Annotated in this window: 20 protein-coding genes; 6 read left to right on the forward strand and 14 right to left on the reverse strand. The window is 37.3% G+C overall.

The window, feature by feature from the left end; translation table 11 throughout:
• Positions 1-48 precede the first annotated feature (48 nt).
• On the reverse strand, positions 49-819 hold the full coding sequence (modA, locus tag JOE23_RS10705; protein WP_204438295.1) for a molybdate ABC transporter substrate-binding protein: 771 nt from the start codon (positions 817-819) through the stop codon (positions 49-51).
• A gap of 347 nt (positions 820-1,166) precedes the next feature.
• Between modA and JOE23_RS10710 the strand changes: the two genes are divergently transcribed.
• Positions 1,167-2,171, forward strand: coding sequence for a 2-oxoacid:acceptor oxidoreductase family protein (locus JOE23_RS10710; protein ID WP_204438296.1), 1,005 nt, complete (start codon positions 1,167-1,169; stop codon positions 2,169-2,171).
• Between the two features lie 3 nt (positions 2,172-2,174).
• Positions 2,175-4,469 (forward strand): transketolase C-terminal domain-containing protein, encoded by a 2,295-nt coding sequence (locus JOE23_RS10715; protein WP_204438297.1) that lies wholly within the window; start codon positions 2,175-2,177, stop codon positions 4,467-4,469.
• Positions 4,470-5,110: 641 nt separating this feature from the next.
• Here JOE23_RS10715 and icd read toward each other — a convergent pair.
• The 3 genes from icd to JOE23_RS10730 all read right to left on the reverse strand — a co-directional run bounded on the left by icd (position 5,111) and on the right by JOE23_RS10730 (position 8,136).
• Positions 5,111-6,382, reverse strand: a complete 1,272-nt coding sequence (icd, locus tag JOE23_RS10720; RefSeq protein WP_204438299.1) for an NADP-dependent isocitrate dehydrogenase — start codon at positions 6,380-6,382, stop codon at positions 5,111-5,113.
• 48 nt (positions 6,383-6,430) lie between these two features.
• Positions 6,431-7,546, reverse strand: coding sequence for a citrate synthase (gene citZ / locus JOE23_RS10725; RefSeq protein WP_204438300.1), 1,116 nt, complete (start codon positions 7,544-7,546; stop codon positions 6,431-6,433).
• A 125-nt stretch (positions 7,547-7,671) separates the two neighbouring features.
• Entirely contained in the window at positions 7,672-8,136 is a 465-nt protein-coding gene (locus tag JOE23_RS10730) for a DUF441 domain-containing protein (protein ID WP_204438302.1), read from the reverse strand.
• A 183-nt stretch (positions 8,137-8,319) separates the two neighbouring features.
• On the opposite strand from JOE23_RS10730, the gene ytvI reads away from it, so the two are divergent.
• Positions 8,320-9,414, forward strand: coding sequence for a sporulation integral membrane protein YtvI (gene ytvI / locus JOE23_RS10735; RefSeq protein WP_204438303.1), 1,095 nt, complete (start codon positions 8,320-8,322; stop codon positions 9,412-9,414).
• On the opposite strand, the gene JOE23_RS10740 is transcribed toward ytvI, so the two are convergent.
• The 8 genes from JOE23_RS10740 to dnaE form a co-directional block, all read right to left on the reverse strand.
• Positions 9,415-9,810 (reverse strand): FxsA family protein, encoded by a 396-nt coding sequence (locus tag JOE23_RS10740; protein WP_204438304.1) that lies wholly within the window; start codon positions 9,808-9,810, stop codon positions 9,415-9,417. It abuts the gene before it with no gap.
• A gap of 279 nt (positions 9,811-10,089) precedes the next feature.
• Positions 10,090-11,853 (reverse strand): pyruvate kinase, encoded by a 1,764-nt coding sequence (pyk, locus tag JOE23_RS10745; RefSeq protein ID WP_204438305.1) that lies wholly within the window; start codon positions 11,851-11,853, stop codon positions 10,090-10,092.
• Between the two features lie 52 nt (positions 11,854-11,905).
• The gene (gene pfkA / locus JOE23_RS10750; protein ID WP_204438306.1) at positions 11,906-12,865 is read right to left on the reverse strand and encodes a 6-phosphofructokinase; all 960 of its coding nucleotides are present in this window, start codon (positions 12,863-12,865) and stop codon (positions 11,906-11,908) included.
• A gap of 203 nt (positions 12,866-13,068) precedes the next feature.
• The gene (locus JOE23_RS10755) at positions 13,069-14,016 is read right to left on the reverse strand and encodes an acetyl-CoA carboxylase carboxyltransferase subunit alpha (RefSeq protein WP_204438307.1); all 948 of its coding nucleotides are present in this window, start codon (positions 14,014-14,016) and stop codon (positions 13,069-13,071) included.
• A complete protein-coding gene (gene accD, locus JOE23_RS10760) occupies positions 14,016-14,876 on the reverse strand; it encodes an acetyl-CoA carboxylase, carboxyltransferase subunit beta (protein WP_204438308.1) in 861 nt (286 codons plus the stop codon). The genes JOE23_RS10755 and accD overlap by 1 nt, the downstream gene beginning before the upstream one ends.
• A gap of 31 nt (positions 14,877-14,907) precedes the next feature.
• The gene (locus JOE23_RS10765) at positions 14,908-15,498 is read right to left on the reverse strand and encodes a FadR/GntR family transcriptional regulator (RefSeq protein WP_204438310.1); all 591 of its coding nucleotides are present in this window, start codon (positions 15,496-15,498) and stop codon (positions 14,908-14,910) included.
• Positions 15,499-15,691: 193 nt separating this feature from the next.
• Entirely contained in the window at positions 15,692-16,870 is a 1,179-nt protein-coding gene (gene ystJ, locus JOE23_RS10770; protein WP_275581480.1) for an NADP-dependent malic enzyme, read from the reverse strand.
• Between the two features lie 172 nt (positions 16,871-17,042).
• A complete protein-coding gene (gene dnaE / locus JOE23_RS10775; protein ID WP_204438311.1) occupies positions 17,043-20,348 on the reverse strand; it encodes a DNA polymerase III subunit alpha in 3,306 nt (1,101 codons plus the stop codon).
• A 142-nt stretch (positions 20,349-20,490) separates the two neighbouring features.
• Between dnaE and ytrH the strand changes: the two genes are divergently transcribed.
• Positions 20,491-20,823: a sporulation membrane protein YtrH gene (gene ytrH / locus JOE23_RS10780; protein ID WP_204438312.1), complete on the forward strand. Its 333-nt coding sequence runs from the start codon at positions 20,491-20,493 to the stop codon at positions 20,821-20,823.
• Complete coding sequence (gene ytrI, locus JOE23_RS10785; RefSeq protein WP_204438313.1) at positions 20,823-21,326, forward strand: sporulation membrane protein YtrI; 504 nt, start codon at positions 20,823-20,825, stop codon at positions 21,324-21,326. The genes ytrH and ytrI overlap by 1 nt, the downstream gene beginning before the upstream one ends.
• A gap of 71 nt (positions 21,327-21,397) precedes the next feature.
• On the opposite strand, the gene JOE23_RS10790 is transcribed toward ytrI, so the two are convergent.
• A complete protein-coding gene (locus JOE23_RS10790) occupies positions 21,398-22,336 on the reverse strand; it encodes a DHH family phosphoesterase (RefSeq protein ID WP_204438314.1) in 939 nt (312 codons plus the stop codon).
• Positions 22,337-22,354: 18 nt separating this feature from the next.
• Positions 22,355-23,668, reverse strand: a complete 1,314-nt coding sequence (locus tag JOE23_RS10795; RefSeq protein ID WP_204438323.1) for a DRTGG domain-containing protein — start codon at positions 23,666-23,668, stop codon at positions 22,355-22,357.
• Positions 23,669-23,903: 235 nt separating this feature from the next.
• On the opposite strand from JOE23_RS10795, the gene JOE23_RS10800 reads away from it, so the two are divergent.
• A complete protein-coding gene (locus tag JOE23_RS10800) occupies positions 23,904-24,383 on the forward strand; it encodes a universal stress protein (protein ID WP_204438325.1) in 480 nt (159 codons plus the stop codon).
• Positions 24,384-24,482: the final 99 nt, after the last annotated feature.

Genomic DNA, 24,482 nt, shown 5'->3' on the forward strand with positions numbered 1-24,482 from the left:
GTTCATGCCCTTCCCTCCTTATCATTAACAATTTAACCAGACTAATTGTTAATTCTGATTAAAGCCATATTCGTGCCAGATCGGTTCTGCTTCTTCGGCAACAATGAAGTCCAAAAAACTTTCTGTTACCTCATTGTTTACAGAATTTGCAGTTATTGCAGCCGGATAAACAATGGGATCATGCCAGCTAGGAGATGCAATATCAAGAATCAATATGTCATCTGTAACATACGTATCACTTAAAAATAGAACAGCGTAATCAACGCTATTTGTTTCAATATATGTCCTTACTTGCTGTACATCTTTCCCATATACAATATTGTCTTTTAAATACTGCCATATTCCTAACTTTTCAAACACTTGTTTTGCATAAAAACCAGCTGGGACTGTCTCTGGATCACCAATAGCTATTTGTAATTCACTTCTTTCAGATAAATCATCAAAGCTTATCGATTTATCTTCTACCTGAATGCTCTTCACAAGAACAATTTTGTTATTCACAACATCAATCCTTGAATCTGATCGGATCAACTCCTCTCTTCCCAGTATGTCCATCCACTCTTGATTTGCCGAAATAAATAGATCAACGGGTGCCCCCTGTTGAATTTGTCTCGCTAAGCTTCCTGAACTGGCAAAGTTAAATGTCAGTGTGATGTCGTCATGAATGCTTTCAAATTCATTTTTCAGTTCCTCCATTACACCCATTAAGCTTGCGGCGGCAGAAATAATTATTTCTCCTTCATTAGCTTCATCCACATCATTAGTTCGGCATGAAACCAAAAAAACGAAACCGATTACTATAAATAAAAGCTTTTTCAACCGACACATCCTTTCGCTAGTTTTTATTTCATTTCACAAATATGGAAATAATATTAAGGATGATTATAGCGGTTGTGTATCCATTTGTAAATATTTATTCTGAATATTCAGAATAAATATTTACAAATTATCCTGTTCTATTCAAGATTTCTGAGTAAGAACAAATATTGCAACTCCTCAAAATTTAGTAGCCAGTTAATTTCACATGTACAATTATCTAACATGTAAAAAACTGTAAGTGTGATTTAAATCACTGAAAACTTTTTTTTTGGTAATTATACTTAAAATTATTAACTTATTTCAATTTTCATAATATTCAGATTATTAATAAGAAGTGGAGGGGTAAAATGGAATTACCTAGAACTAATGAACTCGGTTATTTTAGTATTCGGCTTGAGTCGATAGGTGGACTAGGGGCAAATTTAGCTGGAAAAATGCTTGCTGAAGCAGGGGCACTAGGTTCTGGTTTCAATGGGGTTAATTTTTCATCATATGGATCTGAAAAAAAGGGGTCCCCAGTAAAAAGCTTTGTTTTATTTAGTGATAACGAAATTGAAATTAGGTCGCACAGTCCAATCGAGGAGCCTGATGTAATCGGAGTCTTTCATGAAGCACTTTTTAAAACAACACCTGTATTAAGTGGATTACAAACGGATGGCATTGTGTTAATCAATTCATCAAAATCAATTGAACAACTTTCACAATTTATTGATTTGTCACAAGGAAAAATTGCCATTATTGATGCACACAGTATTGCATTAAAAGAAAAAACACGTGTTAATACGGCGATGTTGGGTGCTTTATTTAGAATTTGTGATTTTTTAGATCCGGATGACTTGCTCCAGACTATTCGAAAAACATTTGAAAAGAAATATCCTGAGCTTGTAGATGCGAACATCAAAACATTTAATCGGGGCTACCAAGAGGTGAAGATTCATACTGTTAAAAATTCTATTACTGCTCAAAAGGGATCCTTTACTCGGGAACGATCTGAATTAGGCTATTTAACTCAAGAAATAGGTGGCGTTATTTCAACACAGGGAAACAGTCTACTAAGGGATCTTGCCAGTTCTCGTCAAGGATTTATACCAGCGTTAGAAAAAGAAAGTTGTATAAACTGTGCTGCATGTGATGCGGTTTGCCCTGATTTTTGTTTTGTATGGGAAGAACGAATAAACAAACGCGGAAAAAAAAGAATGCTTTTAACAGGGATTGATTATCAATATTGTAAAGGGTGTCTTAAGTGTGTTGAAGCCTGTCCATCAAATGCGCTAAGAAAAGTTAAGGAATCTGATCAAACGATATCAGAATCACAGGATCGGATCACTTTTCCACTTATTAAGGGGGAATAAAAGATGAAGACTGTGACAGAAAATAAGCTTTTTGATCAAACCTTCGAACAGATCACTACTTTTGAATCAGGTAACGAGATGGCCGCAATCGCCGCGGCTCAAATTAATTATCATATTATGGGTTATTTCCCAATTACGCCTTCTACTGAAATCGCCCAATACTTAGACCAAATGAAAGCACGCGGGGAGCATGACATTCAGTTAATACCAGCAGATGGAGAGCATGGATCAGCTGGTATTTGCTATGGCGCGGCTTTAACAGGTGCACGTGTTATAAACGCTACCAGTGCAAATGGATTAATGTATATGCTAGAACAGCTGCCTGTTCAATCAGGAACTCGCTTTCCAATGGTAATGAATTTAGTCACACGCTCAATTAGTGGTCCACTAGATATTAGAGGGGATCACTCTGATTTATATTACGCCCTTAATACAGGGTGGATTATTCTAACAGCTAGAACACCACAAGCAGTTTATGATATGAATATTCTTGCCTTAAAAATTGCAGAAGATCGTCGAGTCAGATTGCCAGTCATTGTTGCATATGACGGATTTTTCACCTCACACCAAAAAAGAAAAGTCAATTATTTTAAAGACAAGCAAGTTGTTCAAAATTTTGTTGGTCCAGCTTCAACAGACGCCCCTTTAATTAGAGACCCTAAGAAACCAATAACGATTGGGGCACACATGAATGGAGATGACCTCCTAAACAATCATTATCAACAGTCAGAAGCATTATATCGTGCAGAAGCAGTCTTTTTAGAAATAGCAGAATCATTCAATCTTTTATCGAAGCGCCATTATCCTCTACTAGATTTGTATTTAATGGATGATGCCGAAATTGCTCTATTTTTATTAAACTCTGCTGCCGAAACAGCTAAAGACGTTGCAGATCAATTGAGGACACAAGGTATTAAAGCTGGCGTTATCAGCCCAAATATAATCAGACCATTTCCAGCCGAAGCCATTCGGAAGGCGTTAAAAAAAGTAAGTATTTTATTGATCGGGGAACGGGCAGATTCCTATGGAGCTCATGGCCCAAACCTAACACATGAAGTGAAATCAGCTGTACAAGAAGATCAGCAAAATAATACACGCATAATTAGCCGTGTATTCGGACTGGGCGGGAAAGATTTCTATCCAGATGATGCCAAACATTTCTTTTTCGAAGCGCTAGCTGCACTTGATACCAAGCAAATTGCAAAACCGTTTGACTATTATGGACATTATCCTGGTGAAGTAAACCAAGCCTTAAAACCTGTCATTGAACCACAACATGGTGATATGTTTAAAACAGGCTTATTCAAACTGACTGAAGATGCAGAGCATAATAAAATTGATGTAAAGATACCATCTTTACGTGAACTAACTGAAAAGCCAAAGCGTTTAGCCCCAGGACACGGGGCATGTCCTGGCTGTGGTATTCTATCTGGACTTGAACTCTTTTTTAAAGGTATAGAGGGTGATATCGTTGTTTTATTTCAAACGGGTTGCGCCTATGTGGTAACAACAGGCTATCCCTATACGTCCCATAAGCAGACAATGATTCATAACCTTTTTCAAAACGGGCCTGCCACATTATCTGGGACATTGGAAGCCTTTCACGAGCTAAAAGTACGGGGAGAGCTTGATGTTTCGGATGATGTGACTTTTATTATGATAACAGGTGATGGAGGTATGGATATCGGCATGGGTTCAGCAATTGGAACTGCATTAAGGAATCATCGATTAATCATGCTTGAATATGATAATGAAGGCTATATGAATACCGGTTCGCAAATGTCCTACTCTACTCCGATCGGTCATATGACAAGCACAAGTAATATTGGCCGTACACAATCCGGGAAAAGCATGCATCACAAAGATACTGTGCAAATTATGGCTGCTACTCATATGCCATATGTCTTTACCGGATCGGAAGCCTTTCCACATGACTTAATTAAAAAGGCAGCAAAAGCACAGTGGTATGCACAAAATGTTGGGACTGTTTATGGAAAACTCTTGATGACTTGTCCAATGAATTGGCGAACAGATGATCAGTACGGAACCAAGGTTATGGAGGCTGCTGTAAATTCTTGTTTTTTCCCATTATATGAAGTTGAAAATGGATGCACATCCATTACTTACAATCCTGAACAAAAAGGGGCTAAGCTACCTATTGAGAGCTGGCTTCGTTTTATGGGAAAGGCAAAGCATTTGTTAAAGGACTCGAACAAACCGTTGCTTTTTGCCTTTGAAAAAGAAGTAGAAAAAAGATGGGCAAAACTTAAAATTAAGGATGAACTGGCTCAGCTTTAAAATCGTTCGCAAATCAGAGCGTTAGAAGGTGAACAATTCAGAAAAGCTAACTCCATGTTCTACTTCAGGTGTTTAACAGTTATCTTTAAAAGCATTTAAATGTGTGCTCTTTTAGGAAAGATCTCAACACCCTGATTCTAGCTTTGATTTTGAATTCAAAAGCTATCTTTTATAAAACGAAAACTTCATTCAGTGGGCATTGTCATTTTTCGATCACTGAATGAAAAGGTTTCGTAAATCAGTACATTAGCATCCGTTTTACGTACGGGGTTATCTGTGATAAATTATTGCGATACTTTTTTCTAAATTTATTGCTCACATCGTTTTCAATTGTCTCAGTTTATCACTTTGACGTTGGTGAATAGCTCTATATCACAGCTTGTGAAAAAGAGATCTCACAGACATCATTTTTATTGAGACCATTTATCTTGAATCAAAGGGACAATCTCTTGCTATGCTATTATATACTGAGCAAGCCGACTGATCCTACGTAGATTAATTTAGAACGGAACCCAAAACAAACATCCAAGCTACTAATCCAGCTTGGATGTTTTTAAAAAAATATAATTTTATCGGCTAAAAACATAACTTTACCAATGTTATTTAACAAATAAATATTTTAGTTGATGCCTGTTTGGGGCTTAATCCATATTTTTAATCAACGCATCAGCAAATTCTGATGCTTTAACCTCTGTCGCACCGTCCATCAGACGAGCAAAATCATAAGTGACTACTTTTGATCCAATCGTCTTGTCCATTGCCTTGGTAATTAGATCGGCCGCTTCTTTCCAGCCTAAATGTTCAAGCATAAGTACACCTGATAAAATAACAGATGATGGGTTTACTTTATCTAAACCTGCATATTTAGGTGCTGTACCATGCGTTGCTTCAAAAATGGCATGTCCAGTCTCATAATTAATATTAGCTCCAGGGGCAATACCAATTCCACCAACTTGAGCAGCAAGAGCATCAGAAATATAATCTCCATTTAAGTTCATTGTTGCTACAACATCAAACTCTTTAGGACGTGTTAAGATTTGTTGCAGGAAGATATCAGCTATCGCATCTTTAATAATAATCTTACCTGCTTCTTCGGCCGCTTGTTGAGCTTGATCTGCTGCCTGGCGACCCTCTCGCTCGACAATTTGGTCATACTCTGCCCACGTAAATACTTGTTCCCCATATTCTTGCTCTGCAAGTTCATAGCCCCAGTTTTTAAAAGCTCCTTCAGTAAACTTCATAATATTACCTTTATGGACTAATGTAACGCTTTTACGCCCTTCTTTGATTGCGTAATCGATGGCAGCACGTACAATACGCTTGGTTCCTTCTTCTGACACTGGTTTGACTCCAATACCTGAAGTTTCTGGAAAACGAATATTGGTCACGCCCATTTCTTTTTCAAAGAAATCAATGACTTTTTTTACATCATCAGAGCCATTTTCCCATTCAATACCCGCATAAATATCTTCAGTATTCTCCCGAAAAATTACCATATCAGTATCCTCTGGGCGTTTAACCGGCGAAGGCACACCGTCAAAGTAACGAACGGGACGCAAACACGTAAATAAGTCGAGTTTTTGACGTAAAGCGACATTTAATGAACGAATCCCGCCACCAATAGGTGTGGTAAGCGGTCCTTTTATCGCTATTTTATATTCACGAATTGCGTCAAGTGTAGCTTCTGGCAACCATTCTCCTGTTTGATTAAATGCTTTCTCACCAGCTAATACTTCCTTCCAAACAATTCCTTTACTTCCGTTATAAGCTTTTTCTACAGCACCTTCCAACACACGACTTGCAGCTGCCCATATATCCGGCCCTGTCCCATCACCTTCAATAAATGGAATAATTGCGTGATCTGGTGTTTTAACCACACCATTTTCCACTGTAATTTTCTCACCATTTGACATTGTTCATTCCTCCTGTAATTAAACTATATAATCTTAATCGCTATGTATTTAGCGTTTAGAAATAGGTTGATAAACTTGCTTTACTGGTCCTACATACTCTGCCCTTGGTCGGATTAATCTGTTATTCTGATATTGCTCTAGCATATGAGCGATCCAACCTGATGTTCGACTCATCGCAAAAATCGGTGTGAATAGATCATGGTCAATTCCCATACTATGATAAGCAGATGCTGAATAAAAATCAACATTTGCCGGTAAGCCTTTTTCTTCTTTTATATAATTTTCAATTGCTTCAGACATCAGATACCATTTTTCTTGACCTATTTTTGCCGTTAATTTACGTGACATTTCTTTGAGATGTTTAGCTCGTGGGTCTCCTGATTTATATACGCGATGCCCCATACCCATTATTTTTTCTTTATTAGCTATCTTTTCTTCAATATATGGAATCGCGCGATCGACTTCCCCAATTTCTGTTAGCATGCGAATGACTTGTTCATTAGCACCACCATGAAGCGGACCTTTTAATGCGCCGATTGCTGCAGTTATCCCTGAATAAAGATCAGATAATGTTGCAACACACACACGGGCAGTAAAAGTAGAAGCATTGAGCTCATGATCAGCATGGAGTACCAGTGCTTTATTAAAAGCCTCTACCTCCAAAGGATCAATAGCCTCACCTTTTAGCATATGCAGGAAATTTTCCGCATAACTATAGTTAGGATTTGGCATAATCGGAGCTTTACCTTGACGCAAACGTGAAAATGTTGCAATCGAAGTAGCTATTCGAGCTTGTAAACGAATCGCTTTGCGTCTATTGGCTTCTTCACTCATGATATCAACTTCCGGATCATAAACACCCAATAGTGAGACGGCTGTCCGCAAGATCGACATGGGGTGTGTCTTATCCAAATTCATGGTTTGAAAATGGCTTAACAATTCTTCTGGTAAAGTCATTTCTTTAGTTAATTGATGGGTAAAATCCTTTAACTCTGCTTGATTTGGCAATCTTTTATTCCATAATAAATAAATAACTTCTTCAAAAAGAGCATGGTTCGCTAAATCATCTATTGAATATCCCACATATGCGAGCTGATCATCAACAATTGAAGTAATGTCTGTTTCTGCAACAATAACACCCTCTAAACCTTTTGATGTTGACATATCGCCTTCTCCCCCTTTACTTGTAAATTTAAAAAGTATTGACACTTTTTAAATTAGAAAACGCACATTCACTCGCCATTCAGCAATTGTATTGGCTTTTCTTATTGTTATATTTGGAACTTTTACTAATGTATAAAAAAATCAACCATTCGCATAATCATATAAGCAATTCCTGCACCAATCAAAGGTCCAACCGCCACACCTTGTAGAAAGACGACTGCAATAATGGTCCCCATGACTAATGCAGTGGTAAGGTGAGGATCGTTTGCTAGTAAGTCCAGCCCACCCTTTGCGACCACAGCAACAAAAATACCAGATCCTAAAGCAATCCAACCATAATAGGTTTTAACACTTTCTGCTAGTTCTTTAAAACCAATCTCTCCTGCTGCAATCGGTATAAGAACAGTAATCGTAATAATGGTCACGCCGATCGCCATCCCTCTTTCTTGGATGAAAGGAAAAAGTTTATGATCTAATCTTAATAATTGTAAACCTAATAAAACGTAGACAGCTATCATGATCGGTTGGTTCTTTCCAATATACCCTAAAATAAAAAGTAAAAATAAAAAAATTGTCGACAGATTAAACATAGTGAGTCTCCTACTTGATAAAATATTGATTGGTTAATGAACATCTTATCATAAAATGTAAGGTATAGAAAAGATGGTGACATGAACAGGACAACTACCTCATAATCTAATATTATAAAATAACGTTTACTAAGACAAGCTAGTGAGGTGATTGAACTGTCTCCACAATCAAAACAGAAGCTATTGCGATTCATTTACGCAGTCTTAATTAGTACCATTATCATTGCTCTCACTTATTTAATCTTTAAATATATGTTCCCATTTATCATCATTATTTTACTTAGCTGGTTATTACAAAAACCAATTCGTCAATTGAAAAAAACATTAAAAATAAACAGATTATTAGCAACGACGCTAACATTTCTCATTACCTTTTTAATGATTGGATTAAACCTAGTCATGCTCTTTATCTACTTTTTCAATAGTGTCAACCATTTATTTAACCAATTACCCCTATACCTCGAGAATACCATAGATATGTTTAAAAAAAGTTTTAATTATATGATTAGCCACACGTTGGTTCACCTTGATCACTTCTTGAGCCCATTTCATCTTAGTATAGTCGGCTATTTGAATGAGACGATAGATACACTCTATCAAACGATTATTGATGTCAGCCAACAATTAACCAATCAATTGCTGCCAATTATTGGACAGACTATTGTCCAAACTGTTCAGCTCACGTCAACAACCATTATTATTTTAATTGGTACTTTTTTGTTAAGCAAAGATTGGTGTTACTATCAAGAAAGGGTGCGTACCATTATACCAAAGAAGGTACGTCGTTTACTTTTAGAGATAAAAATGCAATTCGTTAAAACGGCTTGGGGATATTTACGCGCACAGGTCACTTTATCTTGTATTACAACCGCTATATTGATTGTAGGGTTCCACATTTTAAGATTAAACAATCCCATTGTGTTGGCATTTATTTTTGGAATCATTGATCTCATTCCTTTTGTTGGGGTTGGTTTATTGATGTGGCCTTGGTTAATCTATAGCTTATTTAGTGGGGCTTTTTCTTTAACCATCCAACTTGCCGTTATTTATAGTTTTATTCTTCTAATTCGACAAGTAACTGAACCGCGCTTAGTCTCTAAGCAACTAGGTACAAATCCACTATTAGTTATTTGTTTAGCTTATCTAGCTTACACATTACTAGGCATGTGGGGAATTATAATGACACCAGTTATTCTTATCTCTCTTCAGGCACTTAGAGCAAGTCATCTTATTGAAATGGTCATTAACTACATAAAATGTGGTGAATTCCATAATTGACTAAAAACGTTTGTAAATAAAGACATTGCCATTATTCATCATTTTTTGAAAAAATGCTTTGAGCCAGCCTTTAAGTGGAGAACGTGTGAATGGCACTAACAATATAAAGCCAAAAAAATCGGTAATAAAACCGGGTGTTAGTAGCACGACACCACCGATTAGAATACATATACCATCAAATATAGCATCAGCTGGGACTTGTCCGGCTTGCATACTTTCTTGGGCACGTCTTAACGCATCCATTCCCTGTTGTCGAGCTAGCGTCGCCCCGACTAAACCTGTAAACACAATAAGACCAATAACAGACCATGTTCCTACTTGTGCCCCTGCCCAAATAAAGACACCAATTTCTAAAGCAGGCATAATAAGTAGTAGTAAAAATAGCCATTTAAACATATAAACACATCCTTTATATGCAGTTTATCTTTCTATCATATCACGAAAAACCTGATGGTACTATTCAGAGGCTGTTAAATATACACCTTATCGTTAAAAATAGCTTATCGTTTATTGAGAAAAGCATGTGAATAGTATTTCTCTTATTTTCAAAGTCCCATCCATTTGTTGAGTTAAAAAGAAGGGGGATCACTTTTCCCCCTTCTTGATTATAGAAAAACATTAAAATGTGTTTATCTTACACGAGCAAGTGAGTCACTTTTTAAAAGGACGATTAAACTATAAAATGCTCGCCCGACCTGCGTAAATATCACCTTTTTTGGCATCCATTGTTACTTCTTTGCCTTCTTCGATAACGGACATTGCATCATTCACACCTACAATAACAGGGATCGCAAGGTCTAATCCAACAACAGCAGCATGTGAAGTTAATCCACCTTCCACTGTAATAATACCACTTACTTTTTCTAATGCAGGCATCATCTCTTTATCCGTACCTTGAGTAACTAAGATATCTCCAGCTTTCACTTTTTCATTAGCTTCTGTAGCATTTTTAGCAAAAATGACACGGCCGATGGTACTTCCTTTACCAACACCTTGTCCGTTAGTGAGTACATCACCAATAATGTGTACTTTCATCATATTCGTTGTACCACGCTCTCCAACAGGTACACCGGCTGTAATGATCACACGATCACCACGTTTAAAGTAATTTGTTTCTAATCCACGATCAATAGCTAAATCAAGGACTTCGTCAGTAGTGTAAGCAAATTCGCCAACAATGGCATGTACACCCCAGCTTAACGCTAAACGTCGACTTATTTTTTCTTCAAACGCAACAGCCACAATCGGTGCTTTAGGGCGATATTTAGAAATCATTCGAGCTGTATGGCCACTTACAGTAGGCGTTAAGATCGCATCAACTTCTAAGTTCATCGCTGTATGGTTAACAGATTGACTAATCGCATCTGTCATTGTCATTTCACTTGTTTTAGAACGCAACTCTAAAATCGACTTATGATCAAGCACAGTCTCTGTTTTCAATGCAATATTGTGCATCGTTTGAACAGATTCAACAGGATAATCACCTGCCGCTGTTTCACCTGATAACATAATAGCATCTGTTCCATCAAAAATCGCATTCGCAACATCTGATGCTTCTGCTCGGGTAGGACGCGGATTACGTTGCATTGAATCTAACATCTGTGTTGCTGTAATAACAGGCTTTCCAGCTGTATTACATTTATGAATCATTTCTTTTTGTACGACTGGAACATCTTCAGGTGGAATTTCCACACCTAAATCGCCTCGCGCTACCATTAACCCATCTGAAACTTGCAAAATAGCGTCAAGATTGTCAACCCCTTCTTGGTTTTCAATCTTAGGAATAATATTAATTTCTTTACCACCATTGTTATCTAAATGCTCGCGAATCGTTAGCACATCAGCTGCACGGCGAATAAATGAAGCCGCTACAAAATCAACACCTTGTTCAATGCCAAACAAAATATCCGCAGCATCTTTATCTGTCATTCCAGGTAAATTCACACTAACATTTGGTACGTTAACACCTTTCTTGTTTTTAAGTAGACCAGAATTAAGAGCTTTTGTTTTTAATTCTTTTTGGTCATTCAAGATATCAACAACTTCCAATTCGATTAAACCATCGTCTAATAGAATTTTAGAGCCTACATGTACGTCTTCAATCAATTGAGGGTATGTCACTGCAAACTTCTCAGTTGTTCCTAATACAGTCTCGTCCATGGTAATATTAATGTATTGACCTTTAATAATATCTACTTGTCCATCTTTCATTGTGCCTGTACGAATCTCAGGTCCTTTTGTATCTAAAAGAATGGCGACAGTTTTATCTAACTTCGCTGCAGCCTCCCGAATATTTTTAATACGCTCGCCATGCTCCTCATAATCACCATGCGAGAAATTCAGACGCGCTACATTCATTCCAGCCTCGATTAATTGCGTTAACTTCTCAGTTGATTCTGATGCCGGACCAATTGTACAAACAATTTTCGTTCTTCTCATTTGTTTTCTTCCTCCTTCTTAATTTCACATCTAAGTATATCTATTTTATAAATTAGATAGACAGTTCACTCATAAGTTGATATAAGCTCATATCTACATGGTGTGGGGATTTTAAAATGTCAATAATATCATGATGTACCAGTTGATTATTTTGAATACCTACCATTTTCCCTGCTTCACCTTCAAGCAATAAATCAACAGCCTTTCCAGCCAATCGACTGGCTAGGACACGATCAAAACCCGTTGGACGTCCACCACGTTGGATATGGCCCAGTACGGTCACACGTGTTTCAAAATTTGTCGCCTCTTCGATCTGTTTTCCAAAATCAATACCATTACCAACACCTTCTGCTAAAATAATGATACTGTGTTTCTTACCTCGAGCATTACCACGCTTTAAGCGTTCTACCACATCTTCAAAAGGTTCGTCTTTTTCCGGGATAATCACACTCTCAGCTCCATTGGCCAACCCAGCCCATAAAGCAAGATCCCCAGCATCACGCCCCATTACTTCAATTACATATGTACGTTCATGAGAAGTGGCTGTATCTCTAATCTTATCTACCGCTTCAATGATTGTATTTAGAGCAGTGTCAAATCCGATTGTAAAATCTGTGCCCGGAATGTCATTATCTATTGTTCCTGGCACACCAATACAAGGGTACCCTTTAGCTGTCAATTTAGCAGCCCCTTGAAATGAACCATCTCCACCAATAACGATTAAGCCTTCAATCCCTACTTTTTTTAACTGCTCAATTGCCTGTTGCTGTCCTTCTTCTGTTTTAAACTTCTCTGAGCGGGCCGAGAATAGCTTCGTCCCTCCACGTTGAATAATATCACCAACAGATCCAAGCTCCATTTTTTCGATTTTACCTTCCATTAAACCTTGATATCCATTGTAAATACCATAAACTTCAATATCATGATAAATCCCTTTGCGAACGACCGCCCGAATAGCAGCATTCATACCAGGAGCATCTCCACCACTTGTTAATACACCTATTTTTTTCATCTCTTTCACCTCAATCAAAATGTTTCATTATCTAACTTTGCCATTATAACATAAATATATCCTAAATGAATTCCACTTAAGATTATACATGAAAGAACAAAAAATCACACCCCTAAATATGTCATTTTAGGGGTGAAAATAAAGATAATTCACTATTTTTATTCTGTCGAGTAATAATCTGTACATTTTTCAAAAAATAACGATTAAAAACTTCCAATATTTTTGTATTTTTCCCATCTATTATTCATTAATTGATCTGACGATAATTTCATTAGATAGTTAAGTGATTTCTCAATATAAACATCTAAATAAGCAGCTTGCATTGGTAAATCTCGATGTGCGCCACCTCGTGGCTCAGGAATAATCTCATCAATAATATTTAGTCTTCTCAGATCATGCGAGGTAATTTTTAATGACAAAGCCGCCTCTTTAGCCTTGGTGGCATCTTTCCACAATATACTGGCTGCACCTTCAGGGGATATGACAGAATACGTTGAATTTTCAAGCATATGGATATGATCAGATAAACCAATACCTAATGCACCCCCACTTCCTCCTTCTCCAATAACGATAGAAATGCTTGGAACTGATAAATGGGACATTTCCCTTAAGTTTCGAGCAATAGCTTCGCCTTGACCACGCTCTTCTGCTCCTTTACCCGGATGGGCACCCTTTGTATCAATAAATGAAATGATTGGACGATTAAATTTCTCGGCTAGTTTCATCTGGCGTAAAGCTTTACGATAGCCTTCAGGATGAGGGCTAGCAAAGTTACGATATAAATTCTCTTTCGTGTTTTTACCGCGTTGTTGTCCAACTATAGTTACCGGTTCATCCTTATACTTAGCTATCCCTGTAATGATGGCAGGGTCATCCCGATACAAACGATCGCCGTGCAATTCAATAAAATCAGTAAATAAATGCTCAATATAATCTAAAGCAGTCGGTCGCTCAGGATGTCTTGCAATTTGAACTCGGTCCCATGGATTTAGATGTCCATAAATATCTTTTTCTAACTTTTCTAGTCTTGCTTCTAAGGTCTTAATCTCAGATGACAAATCCACTTCACTGGCTGCTGTCATTGTTTTTAATTCATTTATTTTCTCTCTAAGCTCGAAGATTGGTTTTTCAAAATCAAGGACATATTTCATTATTTGTCCCCCTTTGGCCGATGTAAGTCTAGGATAGTTGTTAAAAGTTTTTTCAAATCTGAACGTTTAACGACACGATCAATTTGTCCATGCTCTAATTGGAATTCAGCCGTCTGAAATGTATCTGGTAACTTCTCACGAATCGTTTGTTCAATTATACGCCTACCAGCAAACCCAATAAGTGCTCCGGGCTCTGCAAAATGATAGTCCCCAATTGAAGCGAAGCTGGCAGTTACGCCTCCAGTAGTAGGATTTGTCATCACAACAATCATACAACCTCCTGCTCGATTAAACCGTTCAACCGCCATTGAAGTTTTACCCATTTGCATGAGACTAATCATTCCCTCTTGCATACGTGCGCCACCAGATGCCGTAAAGAAAATGATAGGTAACTCCTGTTCGCGTGCTTTTTCTAAAGCTCTCGTTATCTTTTCACCAACAACCGCTCCCATACTTGCCATACGAAAGTGTGGGTCCATCACAACAAGTGCCGTTGGTAAACCATTTACTTTTGCTTTTCCTGTTACAACGGCATCTTTAAGTCCCGTCTTCTCTTGATCCTTTTTTAACTTTTGTTCATATTCTGGAAAATCAAGCGGATTATTTGTTTCTATATCAGCATCCCATTCTTCAAAGGTATGCTCATCGATGATACTATTGATTCTTTGTTGTGCTGTCATTTTATGATGTGCACCACAAGCAGGACAGACGTGAAGGTTATTTTTCCATTCCTTCTCATAGAAAATCTTTGAGCAATTATGACACTTCTCAACCAAGCCCTCAGGAATTTCTTGTTTTGCTTTTTCTGTTGGTATCGCTGCGTATTTCTTTTTTTTCGCAAAAATACTTTTAATTTGCATCGATCTTCCCCCCCTTGCATCATTTAAACCATCATTCATTTGAAAAAAACTGTTCTAGTTTTTTGAATTTAAAAGCTTCCATCAGTCTTACCATATCTGGAGGTTGATAATCATTTTCAAATGAGCAATTAAAGCCATAAAGCAGTGTCCACATCTTGGTGAATAACTCATTTTTTATCTGCTTCAATATAACTTGAAAAAATTTTTCATGACCTAATTCAATCCATTTACTCATACTATAATGCGACCATTCATCTAAAACGGTCTCCCGATGGTAAGTATAACCTTTTCTAATAATCGTTTCTTCAAGTGAAACAAGTACATCTGTTATTTCACCTTTTACGCGTGCATCTTGAAAAATAAAAGTAGAAAGTAACGATAGTGTTTGATAAGATTGATAAGCTTTTAAATACGTCCCTTCGCCTTGACGCGTTTCAATCAACCCTAATAACTCTATTGCTCGCAATCCTTCACGAATGGTTGAACGACTTACTTGTAATTGTTCAGCTAATTCCCGTTCTGAGGGTAGACGATCTCCTGCTTTTAATTGTTGCGCTTTGATATATGATTTGATTTTTTCTAAAACATTTTCATATGCTTTGGTGTCTTTACGGTCTGTCATTTTACAACCCCTTAATTTACTATAGAAAAGGATAAAATGATAATGAAGTGACAAACGTGTTTGTTATTAAAATAACCGATTTTCTAAAAATACCCTATACGTTATAAAGCGAACCTACAATCAGCAGATGTTTTACGGATGGTTATCTGTGATAAAACAAAATCATATCTACGCTTGCTAACAAACGCCAAAATCATAGTCGCGCAACACCTGATTCTTGTGCCGCTTTAGCGACAGCTTTGGAAACAGAAGTAGCAACTCTTTCATCAAAAGGATTAGGAATGACGTAACCATCCGTTAGATCTGCGCGACTAACTAGGTTGGCAATCGCATGAACAGCTGCCACTTTCATTTCTTCATTAATATCTGAAGCCCTCACCGCAAGTGCTCCCTTGAAAATCCCAGGAAAAGCAAGGACGTTATTTATTTGGTTTGGATAATCAGACCTACCCGTGCCAACAACACGTGCACCAGCTTCGATTGCATCTTCTGGTAATATTTCAGGATCCGGGTTAGCCATCGCAAATAAGATCGGATCTTGATTCATTGATGCAACCATCTCTTTACTTACCAACCCGGCTAAAGATACACCAATAAAGACATCAGTACCTTTGATAACTGTAGCCAAATCACCTTCCTGCTTTTCTTTGTTTGTGATCTTAGCGACTTCGTCTTTAATCGGATTCATTCCATATGGCCGTCCTGCATAAATGGCTCCATTAGAATCACACAAGACCATATCTTTCACACCAAAATGCGCAAGTAATTTAACAATCGCAATCCCTGCAGCTCCTGCTCCGTTTATAACCACTTTAGTAGATGAAAACTCTTTTCCCACTAACTTTAAAGCATTAACTAAGCCAGCAAGTGTAACAATTGCTGTTCCGTGTTGGTCATCATGAAACACGGGGATATCTAATTCACGTTTTAACCGATCTTCAATGATGAAACAATCAGGTGCAGCAATATCTTCGAGGTTAATCCCTCCAAATGTCGGTGCAATTTGTTTAACTGCTTCAATAATAGCTTCGTTATCCTGTGTGTTTAAGCAAATCGGAAAGGCATCAACATCAGCAAAGTTTTTAAAAAGAACAGCTTTCCCTTCCATCACAGGCAATGCCGCTTGCCCACCAATGTTACCTAAGCCGAGCACCGCTGAACCATCTGTAACCACACCCACCGTATTGCTTTTCATTGTATACAAGTAGGCAGAATCGGGGTCATCTTTAATTTCAAGGCAAGGTACAGCAACTCCTGGCGAATAGGCTAAGCTAAGCTCTTCTTGGTTAGTAACTGATACTTTCGATTGTACAGAAAGCTTACCTTTATTCTCTTTATGCATATTTAATGCCTTTGCTTTTAACGTTGTCAATGAGACTCGCGCCCTTCTATTTAGTTAGTATGTAACCATTATATGGTATCGATTGGTCTGACCAATTAACTTCTCTATTATATCAAATAAGCCCCTCGTGTAAATATTACCGCTTCAAATTTTTATACAAATAGTGTAATCTAGCTCAATAGTCTCAGCGTCTTTCTTCGTTTTATGCTTTTAAAACCACATTTCCTTGCCCAAAGTGCGCCTCAAGTTGCTTAATGGCTGGGTACTGAGGATCAATAAAATAGTCTTCTGATAAGCGAAAGGTCTTTTTATGATTGGATTGATAAATGATAATAGGTATTTGACCAGGGTATTGCTGACTTACATCATTAATCAATGGCAGATACGCTTCTAACTCATATTCTTGATTGACTTTAATAAATAATTGTTTATCAAGGGTTGGCTCAGAAGGTAGTTCCTCTAATGCTAGCTGTTCTAAGTTTTGAATAATGACTTGTACCTTTCCATGACGCCAATCTTTTTTCCCTTTAACTGCAACAATCATTTGTTCTTCTAGACTTGGCTTTATGTCTCGATAAAGATCAGGAAAAATAACGGCTTCAATCTCTTCCTTCTCATCCGCTAACTGAAGAAAAGCCATCGATTCGCCTCTTTTGGTACGAATGATTCTAATCGATTGAATAATCGCAACAAATGCTGGTATTTTTTGATCTTGCTTCGAATAAATGTAAGTAATATCCATTAAACCATGTCTTCGAAGAACACGACGCTTCAATGCAAGTGGGTGATCTGTAACGAACATACCTAATAATTCTTTTTCATATGCTAATTTCTGCATAACAGAGAATGGTTCTACTTGCTGATACTGCCCTTCAAGTTGCAGGCCATCGACAAAGAGATCCGTTTGATCACCAAAGTCACCAAACAGTTCTCCTTGTTCCATCGCACGATCAACGGTAGCTAATAATGTAGCACGATCTATATTCCACTCATCGAAGACACCGGCAAGAATTAATGTCTCAATTGCTGAACGATTAACCATTTCTAAAGAAATACGCATACAGAAATCAAATAAATCTTTGAAGGAACCTGCTTGCCTCACTTTCAAGATTTCACTAATAACCGGATAACTTAAACCTTTAATTGATGATAAACCCATTCTTATTGAGTCGCGATCTGGACGATAGTAATAATAACTTTTATTAATTGAAGGGGGCAATAACGAAAGTGAAGCTTTCTTTGCTTCCCTAATAAACTGCTGAACCTTTTCTTGCTGACCAGTAATTGTATTTAATAGTTCCGTAAAAAAACAGACCGGGAAATGTGCTTTCAAGTATGCCAATTGATAAGTAATAATGCTATAGGCAACAGCATGACTTCGATTAAATCCATAATTGGCAAAGCGATAAATCCAAGAAAAGATCTCTTCAGCTACATGCTGGGCATAGCCTTTGTTCAAACAACCCGCTATAAATTGTTGTTTAACGGATTCAATGTCTGCTTGCTTCTTTTTACTAATAGCTCGACGTAAAATATCCGCCTCACCAAAGCTTAATCCCGCAAATTGATGGGCTAATTGGATGATTTGTTCCTGATAGATTAACACCCCATAAGTAGCATCTAGAATTGGCTTTAAATCTGGATGTATATAGCTAACCTTTTCTTGCTGATGCTTACGTTTAATGTAAGTATCAATAAAATCCATTGGGCCTGGCCGATATAAAGCATTGACTGCAACGACCTCTTCAAAATTAGTTGGCTTTAATGCTTTCAAAACACGTTGCATGCCTGCGGACTCAAGTTGAAAAACACCATTGGTTTCGCCTTTTTTAAGCAAATCAAACGTACGTTGATCATCAAAAGGAATCTCACTTATTTTTATCGGTTCTTTTTGATAACGACTAATCAAGTTGATAATTCGTTCAATGGTAGTCAAATTACGCAAACCTAAGAAATCCATTTTCAATAATCCAATAGCTTCTAAGTCACCCATAGGAAACTGGGTTAATAGATTTCCCGATTGATCATGAATGAGCGGGATCGTATTCAGCAGCGGCTGATCATGAATAATTACCCCAGCAGCATGTGTTGACATATTACGCGGTAATCCTTCCAATATGCGTGCAACTTTAAAAAAACGTTGAAGTTCTTCATTCTCTTTAATAAAATCAAATAACCGATGAGATGACTTAACCACCTCAACAAGGGAAGCATCGCCTTGAGCAGGAATTTCCTTTAAAATAAATTGCAAATCGGCGTCTTTGAGCTTGAACACTTTAGCCAATTCACGAATAATCGAACGTGCTTTGAAGGTCCCAAATGTCCCAATCTGTGCGACAGACTCATAACCATACTTAGCCTTAACATAATCAATAACTTCTTGTCTGCGATGGTCTGAAAAATCAACATCAATATCAGGCATCGACACACGTTCAGGATTAAGGAAACGTTCAAATAAAAGGTTATATTTTAATGGATCTACCGTTGTAATACCTAATAAATAAGCCACGATAGAACCAGCTACTGAGCCTCGACCAGGTCCAACTAAAATATCTTGAGATTTAGCAAAACGTATAAAATCCCAAACAATTAGGAAATAATCGCTAAAACCCATTTCTTGAATAACTGATAATTCATAGGCCAATCGGTCTTTGACTTGGCTCATGTCTGAATACTTTTGATCTGCAGCCTGTTCACAAAGTGCACGCAAATAAGTACTAGCATCTTGATCGTCTTCGAGCGGATACCTCGGTAACATGTGCTGATTAAACGTTAACTCAACCTTACAAGCCGTTGCCATTTTATTGGCTTGGTCTATAAGCTCAGGGTAATCTTCAAAAAAATGATAAGCCTCGGTTTGATTAAAAAAGTGATTATTATTTGCAATTTCGAACTGATCCAAGCCGCTTTTCTTATCAATTGCACGAAGACAATGATAAGCTTGTTGATCTTCACTTCTTAAGTAAGAGACATCGCCAATCGCAACTAATGGCACTTGAAACTGTTGAAGTTGATCAACTTGATCTAAGTCAAATCGTGTTAAGCCGATCGATGTTCCCTCAGGCCAAATATTGAGAAATTGACGCACCCCTTCTTGATTTGATGTATTTAAATAATGCTTTAAAATGCTTTGTTGAAATGGAATAATAATCAGACAATCCTTCAGTAACGTTAAGCATTGTTGATAATCAATCGACTTCTCCACATTTGCTTGAATGATTGAACTTATTTGCACTAACGACTGATAGCCTTCAGTATTTTTCGCCAATAATATAATATCTTCAGACTGATCATTTATGTATACGGATGTCTCCATGCCGATAATCGGTCTAATACCCTCTTTTACACAAGCTTGATAAAAAGCCACTGCCCCGTGCAATACATTGTGGTCAGTTAAAGCAACAGCTGGCATTTGATGTTGCTTCGCCATTTGCACAAGGTCATTAATCTTTACTGTACTCTGCATAAACGTATAAGCACTTTTTACTTGTAGATGTACAAATGACAATGGACTAACCTCCTACATTAAGTTCTTTATTATAGTCTATTATAGCTGATCGATTAGCCAATTGAAAAATAAAACATAGACAACCCTCTCCAATCATAGACTAGCACTAACCTTATGTTTTGCCTAAAAAGGAGTTTATCGTATGGAAGAACGTTTTTTTGCCACGATCATCCAATGTTTTTTTATTGCTTTAGGTGTTGTTATTGGTGGGGCGTTCATTGGTAGTATCGGTGCTTTTGCAAGTGGTGAACCCCCTTTAACACTAATGGGCCGCATTGCTAGAAGCCTCAGGATATGGGCTATAGTAGCTGCAATTGGTGGAACTTTTGATGTTATTTCTAATTTTGAGCGTGGTATTATGGAAGGCTCTACGCTGGACATTGTTAAACAAATTATCGTCATTATCACCGCGATGGGTGGCGTTCAAGTTGCTTTATTAATTATAGAATGGTTAATCCAAGAGGAGCTGACTTAATGCATATCCCTCCTTATTTTAAATTTAAAGATTGGCAACTTTTATTGGTTGGTATGTTTATAGGAGCTTTAATCGGTTACCTTGTTTTTATTTACATGTACGGTGAATTAATGGAAAAACGCATTGAAGAAAATTTGCGTTTAAGAACGGAGCGACAAGAATTGCAACTGGCTTATGAAACCCTTGAAGAAAATCTAACAGAACTTAATGAAAAGTATCAACAGAAATTAGTTATTAATGCGATTGATATCATTATTACTAATGCTGATCGATTTAAATTAGATCGTTTTATTTTACATGAATTAGAAGAATTGATTAAGGAAGAAGTAAGCGATATCCTTGGTTCAGAAGTGGCTACTATAAATGAAAACTATCCTTTATTAATTAAGATGGTAGAAAATAAAAAATATGAAATAGATGGTTTTACTTACCAAGCGTATATTAAGCATTTATTTATCAATGAACAAAGCGAAATTCACATTGAGCTTGATATCCAGAGATAAGAGCGCTCCAATCTCTTTAACCGTTGTTAGAAATTGGAACACTCTTCTCTATCATTGATTGAGAATACTTTTCATTGACAAGCTTGTTCTAGCTCTGCTTTCAATTGATCCGCTTCTTGCCAACTATACACGGTAGCACCCGCAGCAAGCGGATGCCCCCCTCCATTAAATTGTGCTGCAATTTCATTAATCGCAACACCTTTTGAACGCAGGCGAACACGAATTAATTGTTCTTCTTCTACAAAGATTGCCCAACATTTTATTCCTTTTATATCACCAAATACCCCTACAAGTGCACTCGTTTGGTCTGCTGTAACTTGATAACGTTCCAGAATTTCTTTGGTTAGCTTTACTGTACAAACACCGGTTGGACTATGATCAAGCTGGTCCAGTAAATATCCTTTTAATTGCGCAATAGGGAGCTCCATTTCATACATTTGGTTATATAAGGCACTGCGATCAAATGGATAACGGACTAATTCTGCCGCTACTTTAAACGTATAAGGCGTCGTGCTCGGAAATAGAAACCTTCCCGTATCTCCAACCATTCCGGCATACAGCAAACGTGCAACCTCGGTATTCATTTTTAATCCTTGCTGTGTCCCAGAAATTAGCGTATAAATCATTTCAGAAGTAGAGCTGGCATTGGTATTGACCCAGCTTACATCGCCGTATGAATCTACTTCAGGATGATGGTCAATCTTTATTACTTCGCTTGCCTTCATAAAACGCTGGTCATCAATTCGTGGGCGATTGGCTGTATCACAAATAATAACAAGTGCATTTTCATAAAGATTGTCTGCTATTTGATCCATTGTGGCTAAATAACCCAATGATGCTTCATCTTCTCCAACGCAATAGACTTCTTTTTCAGGAAAGCTTGTTTGAATGGCTTTCGCTAAACCCACTTGAGCACCAAGTGCATCTGGGTCCGGTCTAACATGACGATGAATAATAATTCGATTGTATACTGTAATTCTATCAATAATCCGTTCAGTGACGTCATTCATAATTGTCAACTCCTATCTTTAATAGCGGTCAATCAATTGGCCTATCAAGACCGCTTTACCAACGATATCCTTTTCGTGAAATAATTCAATATCTACTTTAACAGATTTTCTTCCAATTTCTAAAATACGTGGAATGATATCGATCGTACTTTCAAGTTGAACAGGCTTTATAAAATAAACAGAAATATTCTCAACAACAAGGTCACCTTTTTTAGTATAAGCCATAAGACGGCTACTTACTTCAGTGATAAATGAAACCAACACCCCATTAGATAAGGTACCAAGTGCGTTGGTCATTTGTGGTGTTACTTGAGACTTAAACATATATTGTGATCCTTCTTGTCTCATCGTAAGCCCGCTCGTTACAATATCATCAATGGTTTCTCCAACTTGAGGTTGTCTCTGTACATGTTGAAGGGCCTTTAACACATCTTGCCTAGAAATTAATCCAATCAGTCGATGATTCGAACTAACAACAGGTACTATTTCAATACCTTCCCAAACCATCATGTGAGCGGCATAAGCCAACGAGGTTTGATTGAAGACAGTAATGGGATTCTTTGTCATCACTTTCTCAACAGTGATCTCCGGTGACTTGCCAATCACATCTTTAGACGTAATAATCCCAACCACACGCATCTGTTCATCGACCACTGGGTAGCGCGAATGTGTAGTATGATCTTTTAAATAATACCAACGTTCTAATTGATCTGTTCTTTTTAAATAATGAGTTTTTTCATAAGGGGTGTAAATATCCCCAACAAGAACGATCTCTTTCTTAATTAATTGATCGTATATCGCTCTATTAATCATGGCCGCCACCGTAAAAGTATCATAGCTTGTCGATATAATTGGGAGCTGTTGTTGATCGGCTAAACGTTTAATGTGATCATCTGTATCAAATCCACCCGTAATAAGGACAGCTGCTCCTTCTTCCAACGCTAATTGATGTGCCTCTACTCTGTTACCAATAATCAACAAAGAGTCTTTTTCTAAATAGCGCATCATGGCATCTGTTTTCATTGCACCAATAACAAATTTATGTAAGGTTTTATGTAATCCTTCGCGTCCACCCAACACTTGACCATCTACAATTCCGATAATCTCAGCAAAGGTTAAATGTTCGAAGTTTTCCTTTTTTTTCTGTTCAATTCGAATTGTTCCTACCCGTTCGATTGTACTAACTAATCCTTGATTTTCAGCTTCTTTGATCGCTCGATATGCGGTACCTTCACTTACGCTTAAATTTTTAGCGATTTGTCTAACCGAAATTTTATTACCAACTTTTAATGACTCAATATGATGTAATATTTGTTCATGCTTAGTCGCCAAGGTACTTCACCTAACTTTCTTAACTGTACTATATTTCTTATCTACAAGTGTTATTATACAGTTCTTTACTTGAACTATCAATTTTGGTCATACGATTTAAAAGATTTTAATTGAAAACATGTTTAAGCTTTTCAATCAATATAATGAAAGAAAAGGGTGTTACGATTAAACGTAAAGGTTTACAAATGCTATAATAGGGTATAGGAATATATAAAACGTTAGAGGAGTGATAGCGATGCCAGCAGAAGAATATAAACGCATTGTCGTTGCAGTTGACGGTTCACAAGCTTCTTTAAAAGCTTTTAAAAAAGCCGTGCATGTCGCTAAACGTAATGATGCTGATCTTATTATTGCCCATGTTGTTGACACGAAAACAATCTCAACTGCTGAAACCTATGATCAATCGATGATAAATCGTTCTGAAACATATGCAAGTCAGTTATTAAATGATTATAAAGTTCAAGCAGAAAATGCGGGTGTAAGAAAAGTGGAAACCCATATTGATTATGGATCACCTAAGGTTCGCATCCCAAAATATGTAGCAAAAGCTTTTAGTGCAGATTTGATCATGTGCGGTGCAACAGGCTTAAATGCAGTAGAGCGCTTTCTAATTGGCAGTGTTTCAGAAAATATAACACGCTATGCTCCATGTGATGTCCTTGTTGTTCGCTCAGATGATGAAGCTGAGGAGCAACACTTAGAACAAACGATTTAACTAAATCGAGTAGATGACTAGCCATTAATTGGCTAGTCGACCTCTCACACCACCGTACGTACGGATCCGTATACGGCGGTTCAATAATTTAAGTATCGT

The sequence above is a fragment of the Amphibacillus cookii genome (genome assembly GCF_016908375.1).
Lineage (GTDB): Bacteria > Bacillota > Bacilli > Bacillales > Amphibacillaceae > Amphibacillus_C > Amphibacillus_C cookii.